6 protein-coding genes are annotated in these 7,051 nt (G+C 50.0%); 4 read left to right on the top strand and 2 right to left on the bottom strand.

The features are described from left to right. Nucleotides 1-8 precede the first annotated feature (8 nt). On the bottom strand, nt 9-356 hold the full coding sequence (locus ACJAYR_RS15090) for a DUF952 domain-containing protein (RefSeq protein WP_415237370.1): 348 nt from the start codon (nt 354-356) through the stop codon (nt 9-11). Nucleotides 357-521: 165 nt separating this feature from the next. On the opposite strand from ACJAYR_RS15090, the gene ACJAYR_RS15095 reads away from it, so the two are divergent. Next, complete coding sequence (locus ACJAYR_RS15095) at nt 522-1,367, top strand: branched-chain amino acid aminotransferase (RefSeq protein WP_415237371.1); 846 nt, start codon at nt 522-524, stop codon at nt 1,365-1,367. Between the two features lie 51 nt (nt 1,368-1,418). On the opposite strand, the gene ACJAYR_RS15100 is transcribed toward ACJAYR_RS15095, so the two are convergent. Beyond that, nucleotides 1,419-3,008 (bottom strand): lysine--tRNA ligase, encoded by a 1,590-nt coding sequence (locus tag ACJAYR_RS15100; RefSeq protein WP_415237372.1) that lies wholly within the window; start codon nt 3,006-3,008, stop codon nt 1,419-1,421. An 85-nt stretch (nt 3,009-3,093) separates the two neighbouring features. Here ACJAYR_RS15100 and ACJAYR_RS15105 point away from each other — a divergent pair, with 85 nt between their 5' ends. The 3 genes from ACJAYR_RS15105 (at nt 3,094) to ACJAYR_RS15115 (ending at nt 6,991) form a co-directional block, all read left to right on the top strand. After that, nucleotides 3,094-5,883, top strand: a complete 2,790-nt coding sequence (locus ACJAYR_RS15105; RefSeq protein WP_415237373.1) for an ATP-dependent DNA helicase — start codon at nt 3,094-3,096, stop codon at nt 5,881-5,883. A gap of 47 nt (nt 5,884-5,930) precedes the next feature. Beyond that, the gene (locus tag ACJAYR_RS15110) at nt 5,931-6,338 is read left to right on the top strand and encodes a tellurite resistance TerB family protein (RefSeq protein ID WP_169546267.1); all 408 of its coding nucleotides are present in this window, start codon (nt 5,931-5,933) and stop codon (nt 6,336-6,338) included. Nucleotides 6,339-6,478: 140 nt separating this feature from the next. After that, a complete protein-coding gene (locus tag ACJAYR_RS15115; RefSeq protein WP_415237374.1) occupies nt 6,479-6,991 on the top strand; it encodes an NAD(P)-binding domain-containing protein in 513 nt (170 codons plus the stop codon). Nucleotides 6,992-7,051: the final 60 nt, after the last annotated feature.

Below are 7,051 nucleotides of genomic sequence, written 5' to 3' on the forward strand. Positions count from 1 at the left end.
GGTCGTCCTTAGTAAACAGGGGGAAATTTGTGAAGACCATCCGGGCCAAGTGGCAGGTCTTCCACTTTCATGACATCGGACATTTTTAAAGGACCATATAAATGGGGGAACAGGGCACCACCTCGGGCCTCCTCCCATTTAAGTGCCATGCCCAACGCATCTGACTCGACTGTAATCAGCAACAGATTTGGCTCACCGGCTCTATGCTTGGCGGCGCTTTCCACAACTGTTTCTGCCGTCGAGAAGTGAATAAAACCGTCTTTTTTGTCATTTTCAGTTCCGGAATAGACGCCTGCATTTTGCGCAGCGTCCCATTCATTGCTATCTGCCATATGATAAATTAAAGTCATGTTCATCCTGTCTGTTTGAAAGGTTGCGCAATCTAACCGATATTATCTCTTTTGAACAGGAAGGTCGCCCCTCATTTTGGTCAGCGTTGCTGACTTTCCTTGCGTGGGGCCTGATATATCTGGTAAGGGACTCCATATATCCCAATATTTTTCAAATAGGAAATTTGCATAATGGCAGGCGTATATTTCTACAACGGTGACTGGCACGACGAGAATCCCCGCGTTCTTGGACCTGCGGATCATGCTTTTTGGATGTCTTCTTCTGTATTTGATGGGGCACGATCCTTTCAAGGCATGGCCCCAGATCTTGATCTGCATTGCGAACGACTGGGCCGCTCGGCAGAGGCGCTGGGTATGAAACCAACTCTGGAAGCTGGGGAAGTCATTGAGCTTTGCAAAACTGCCATTCGCAAATTGCCAAAAGAATCAGAACTCTATATTCGCCCGATGTATTTCGCACGCGGTGGCTTTATTGATCCAGATCCGGATAGTGCAGAATTTATTCTGGCTGTTTATGATCAGCCGATGCCCGAATTCAGCGGTTTTTCCGCCCATTTTTCACCTTATAAACGCCCTGCAAGTAATATGGCGCCTACAAATGCAAAGGCCTCATGCCTGTACCCAAATTCAGGACGGGCAGTTGCCCATGCCAGAAGCCTCGGATTTGACAATGCCATCATGCTGGATGCAAACAATAATGTTGCAGAATTTGCCACGGCCAATATCTGGACGGTGAAAGATGGTGTTGCCTTTACGCCTGCTCCAACCGGCTGTTTCCTTGCCGGCATCACCCGCTCACGGGTAAAAAAACTGGCAGCGGCTGCTGATATCGAAGTCGTTGAAACTTACATGACACCAGACGATATTCTTACTGCGGATGAAGTTTTTAACAGTGGTAACTTCGGAAAAGTCATGCCTGTAACCCGCGTTGAAGATCGCGAGTTACAACCTGGTCCGGTCGCCGCCAAACTGCGCGACATGTATATGGACTTCTCGAAAGCCAGCCAGATTTTTTGATCACAAAAAAGGCCGCTGAAAAGCGGCCTTTTCTTTAATCTCTTTCGCGCCTCACGCAGCGCCCAGATCTTCACCGGATAAAACCCGTTCAATCAGCGTGACCATTTCATCGACGCCATATAAGGAAATGAACGATCCCATGCGCGGACCCTGTGATTGGCCAAGTAGCGTTTCGTACAAAGCCTGAAACCAAGCCCGCAGATTTTCAAAACCGTTGTCTTTTCCAACCTGAAAAACCAAATTCTGGATTTCAGAGCCTTCTATACCAGGTTCCAGTTTTTTCAAGCCGTCAACCAGATCCTTCATCGCAGCCGCTTCCTGCTCATCAGGCAGGCGATACTTTTTAGCGGGCTTGACGAAATCCTTGTAGTAAGAAACGGCATATCCCACCAGCTTATCCAGCGCCGGATTGTTTTCTGGCGTGGCACCATCCGCATAACGGGTAATAAAGCCCCAAAGAACGGAAGGATCATCCGCATTTACGACAGCCGCAAGATTTAGCAGAATGCCAAATGTTATCGGCATGGTTTCCTGCGGTGGTTTTCCGCCATGAATATGCCAAACAGGGTTGGCATATTGTTGCTTGGCTTCCTGACCGGCAAATTTTTCAACAAACGTATAATACTCATCGACGGCTTTGGGAATGACATCAAAATGCAGGCGTTTCGCCTTTTTTGGATTTTGATACATATAAAGAGCCAGGCTTTCAGGAGACGCATAGGTCAACCATTCTTCAATGGTAATCCCGTTCCCCTTGGACTTGGATATTTTCTTACCCTCTTGGTCGAGAAAGAGTTCATAGTTAAACCCTTCTGGTGGTTTTTTACCCAGAATACGGACAATTTTACTCGACAGCGTAACACTATCGATCAAGTCCTTGCCGGCCATTTCATAATCAACTTCCAAAGCATGCCAGCGCATGGCCCAATCGACTTTCCACTGCAATTTGCAATGACCACCAGTTACAGGAACCGTCACGGCGTCCCCTGTTTCAGGGTCATTATAAGTAACCGTTGCAGCCTCAACATCCCGTTCAATGATCGGAACCTGCAGGACTTTCCCAGTCCGCGGACAAATTGGCAGGAACGGTGAATAGGTCGCCCGGCGTTCAGGGCCGAGTGTTGGCAGAATGACATTGATAACATCGTCATACTTTTCCAGAACCAGCTTCAGGGTTTCATCAAATTCACCGGATTTATAGCATTCAGTGGACGAGCGAAACTCATACTCAAAGCCAAACTGATCGAGAAAAGCTTGAAGGCGCGCGTTATTATGCTCGCCAAAACTATTATGGGTGCCAAACGGATCCGGTACCTGTGTCAAAGGCTTATCAAGGGCATCCGTCAGCATCTCTTTGTTAGGCACATTGTCCGGTATTTTTCGCAAACCATCCATATCATCTGAAAAGGCGATCAGACGCGTTGGGATATCGGACAGAAGCGAGAAAGCATGACGCACCCAAGACGTACGCGCAACTTCTCCAAATGTCCCCAGATGGGGCAGCCCCGAAGGTCCGTAGCCAGTTTCAAACAGCACGTAGCCCTTCTTGGGTGCTTCCTTCGCATAACGATCTGCAAGTTTCTTTGCCTCGACAAACGCCCAGGAGTTGCTAGACAGTGCGATTTCGGCATCCGATGACATTTTTTAATCTCCATATTTGTGGTCGGCGGAATTTAGGCGTACAAAGTCATAACGTCAACGTCCGCAAATGATTTTCAAGGCCTATATGTCAGAAACTGAACAACAGCAGGGAAATTCAGACAAAAAGCAAGAGATCAGGCTGCCCGATGTCCCGGTTCTGGTGTTGTCCGGTGAAAAAACAGTTTGGCTGACCGCTGACGGGGAAATCGAGGAAGAATCGATTTCATCCGCACAAGCTCGCATTGAAGAATGCCCGCCCTTGTTAGTACACCGATTGGCCGTGGCCCGGCGGCTGGGCCTTAATCCATTTACCGCTTTTGATATTCTGGAACTATTCGCTTTTACCTTCCCAGCAAAGTTGGCCCTGCCAACCCCCAAGGGAATAGCAAAGTCCTTAAAAATTCAAACGGGTGATACACTGGAGGAGCAAGCCCTTTCGTTATACGAAGCCGTAAATTTTCTCCTCACTCATCTGATGAAACTTGGCCCCGAGGAAAATAAGCAGGCCTCTCGCATTGCAGCCACTATGGGCCGTGCGGGGTGGAACTGGGCCCCCTTCGTTCTTTCAGCCCTTGGGCAAACGGAAAATGCTGGACCGTTAGGCGGGCTGGATGTCTGGAAACATGTTAAAGAATGGCCCGATTTTGCACCTGAACCGCCTCCCGACGATGTTTCGATTTCCGAACAGGAAGCCCGGGACCGGCTGAAAGAGTTATTACACACTAGCGCCGAGCCGCGGCCTCAGCAGGCGGATTTCAGTGCAGCAGCCTCTCACGCCTTCATTCCCCGCGATCAGGAAGATGCGCCTCATGTTGTTCTCGCTGAAGCGGGAACCGGAACCGGTAAAACCCTCGGCTATATTGCACCGGCCAGTGTCTGGGCGGAAAAAAATGGAGGAGCTGTCTGGCTTTCAACCTATACCAAAAACCTGCAACGGCAGATCGATGATGAATTGGACCGGCTCTATCCTGAACCCGATGTCAAAGCGGTTAAAGCCGTCGTTCGCAAGGGCCGTGAAAACTATCTTTGCCTCCTGAATTTTGAAGAAGCACTCCAAGGCGGTGCCGCACGCGGGCCAGACCTGATCATTCTTGGCATTGTTGCCCGCTGGGTTCTTGCAACCCGAGACGGCGATATGGGAGGTGATTTTCCCGGTTGGCTGCATGAGCTTACCGGTGCAGGCCGCGTTATGAGACTTGCCGACCGACGCGGCGAATGTATTTACTCCGCCTGTCCCCATTACCGAAAATGCTTCATCGAGAAATCTACCCGCAAAGCCAGAAAGGCAGATATCGTTATCGCCAATCATGCGCTCGTGATGATTAACGCAGCCTCCAGGCCAGATGATCCGGGCCTGCCAAAACGATATGTCTTTGATGAAGGGCACCATCTTTTTGACGCGGCGGACAGTGCGTTCTCGGCCCATCTTACGGGGCTGGAAACAAGCGAATTGCGTCGGTGGGTGGCCGGAAGTGATGGCGGCAGAAAAGGCCGGATGCGAGGCTTGGAAAAACGCATTTCTGATTTGCTGGGCGAAAGTGAAGCGGGACATGATGCCCTGCAAACAGCAATTCAGGCGGCCCGTCAACTTCCCTCAGACGGCTGGTTGAAACGTCTGAATGATGGCCTACCTGCTGGCCCTGCTGAACAATTCCTTGTCTATGTCAAGCAACAGGTGCTGGCCCGGTCCGGCCAGCCTGACAGTCCCTATTCCATCGAATGCAGCGCTGTTGAATTTGTCCCGGGACTGGATGAAACTGCCTTTGTTTTGGAAAAAGCCCTTGGGGGGTTATCCAAACCGCTCGCCGATCTGGCCAAGGCCCTGATCAAACGGCTGGATGAAGAAGCAGAAGACCTGGATACCGCAACCCGCCTTCGGATCGAAGCTGCCGTGCAGGGTTTATCCCGCCGGACAAATACAATGATCAAACCCTGGCAGGCGATGTTATCGGACATAAACGAGCCCACGCCAGACATGTTTGTTGACTGGTTGTCGATCGAACGGATTGGTGGCCGGGATTTTGATATGGGATATTATCGGAGCTGGATTGACCCAACCGTGCCATTTGCAACGACACTGCTAAAACCTTCTCACGGTGCCGTCATTACATCCGCCACTTTGAAGGATTCCGCTGAAGCGGAAGAAGGGTGGCAGGCTGCAGATCTGAGAACGGGTGCGCACCAACTCATCTTACCGCCCAAACGAACAACCCATATGTCCCCCTTTGATTTCAAGGAGCGGACAAAAATCATTGTGGTCACAGATGTCCGCCGAGACCACATGGCCGAGGTTGCCAGCGCATACCGGGAACTATTTCTCGCCGCCGGCGGTGGTGGGTTGGGTCTTTTTACCGCCATATGGCGCCTGCGGGCCGTTCATGAAAAAATAGCCCCGGCACTGGCAAAAGCAGGCATTGACCTTTTTGCCCAACATCAGGACGCATTGGACACCTCTACCCTTGTTGATATTTTTCGCGAAGAAGAAAACTCCGTTCTGCTGGGCACGGATGCGGTCCGCGACGGGGTTGATGTTCCCGGCAGATCGTTACGTCTATTGGTTTTTGATCGTGTTCCATGGCCACGATCCGATATCAAACACAAAGCCAGACGATCGGCATTTGGGGGCAGCCGCTATGATGACATGCTGACCCGGTTGAAGCTGAAACAGGCCTACGGCCGATTGCTTCGCCGCGAAACCGACTTTGGCGTCTTTGTCATGCTGGATAGCATGATGCCCAGCCGCTTGACCTCGGCTTTTCCACCGGGTGTTGAGATCGAACGCCTTGGATTAAAAGACGCAATTGCACTAACGCGAAATTTTATTGCTCAAAAAGAAAATGAAATTAAAAATATTTCGTTGGATAAACAGGGATGATCCCCATATCCTGAAGAGACAAAATTATTACAAGGAGATACAGGTTCATGTCACTTACGCTTCACACCGCATTGATCTCGACAATGGTGATCGTTTCCGCGGCTGACGGAGACATGACAGACCGGGAATTTAATACGATCGGTGAAATTGTCAAAACGCTTCCGGTATTCTCTGAATATAATCAAGATCATTTGGTCGAGGATGCCCGCGCTTCCATGGACATGTTAAGTGGTGAAGGCGATCTGAACAGCATGGTGTCCAAAATCAAGGCTGTCTTGCCGAAGAAATTACATGACACGGCCTATGCTCTGGCCTGTGACATTGCTGTTTGTGATGGCCAGCTTAGTCAGGAAGAATTGCGCCTGCTGGAAATTCTCAGACATGGATTGAACGTTGACCGACTGACGGCCGCGGCTATTGAGCGTGGGGCTGCCATTCGCTTTGTCCGCTTGTAATACAGGCAGACACCGGAAATAAGTGGTCACCGAACGGTGGCCATTTTTTTTGCAGTTTTGCCGGACAAGGATCGATTGCTTTCTTTTTTCTTTTCTATAATATTTTTCTTTATAAGAAAAAACTCATGGGGAGGAAATGAATGGGAGTACTCGATGGAAAAATTGTCGGCTTTGTCGGCACTGATCATCTTGGGAAACCGTTAGCAAAACGGATCCGTACAGCTGGCGCAAAGACTTATGCCTTTCACAATATACCCGCCACCCGATATGATTTCGCGCGGGAAGGTATTAGTTTGTGCGAGTCACCTGCAGAGGTTGCTGACAAAACCTCGGGCGGGGCAATCATACTGACGCATTCTGATCAGAAACAATTATCCGCCATGATGGAAGGGGAAAACTCGTTTTTAGAACATCTCACATCGGGAACGCTTGTCATCGATATGGGGGCTGGCGATCCGGATGTATCCAAAGAATACAAGAAAGCCGCGCAGGAAAAAGGGGCCATCTGGATTAGTGCCCCTATTTCTGCTGACGAAAGCAAGGTTGCTAGCGGTGATCTGGAAATTCAGGCGTCCGCGTCTGACAACGAATATACTCTTGCCTTACCGATCTTGAACTGCCTTGGTAAATCCATCAGCCGGGTGGATAATTAAGGACCGCTTCACGTCACAACGGCCAGTTATATAAACTGCTTCACAGCATCAATAGCCGCG

This window comes from Sneathiella sp. (assembly GCF_047631475.1).
GTDB lineage: Bacteria > Pseudomonadota > Alphaproteobacteria > Sneathiellales > Sneathiellaceae > Sneathiella.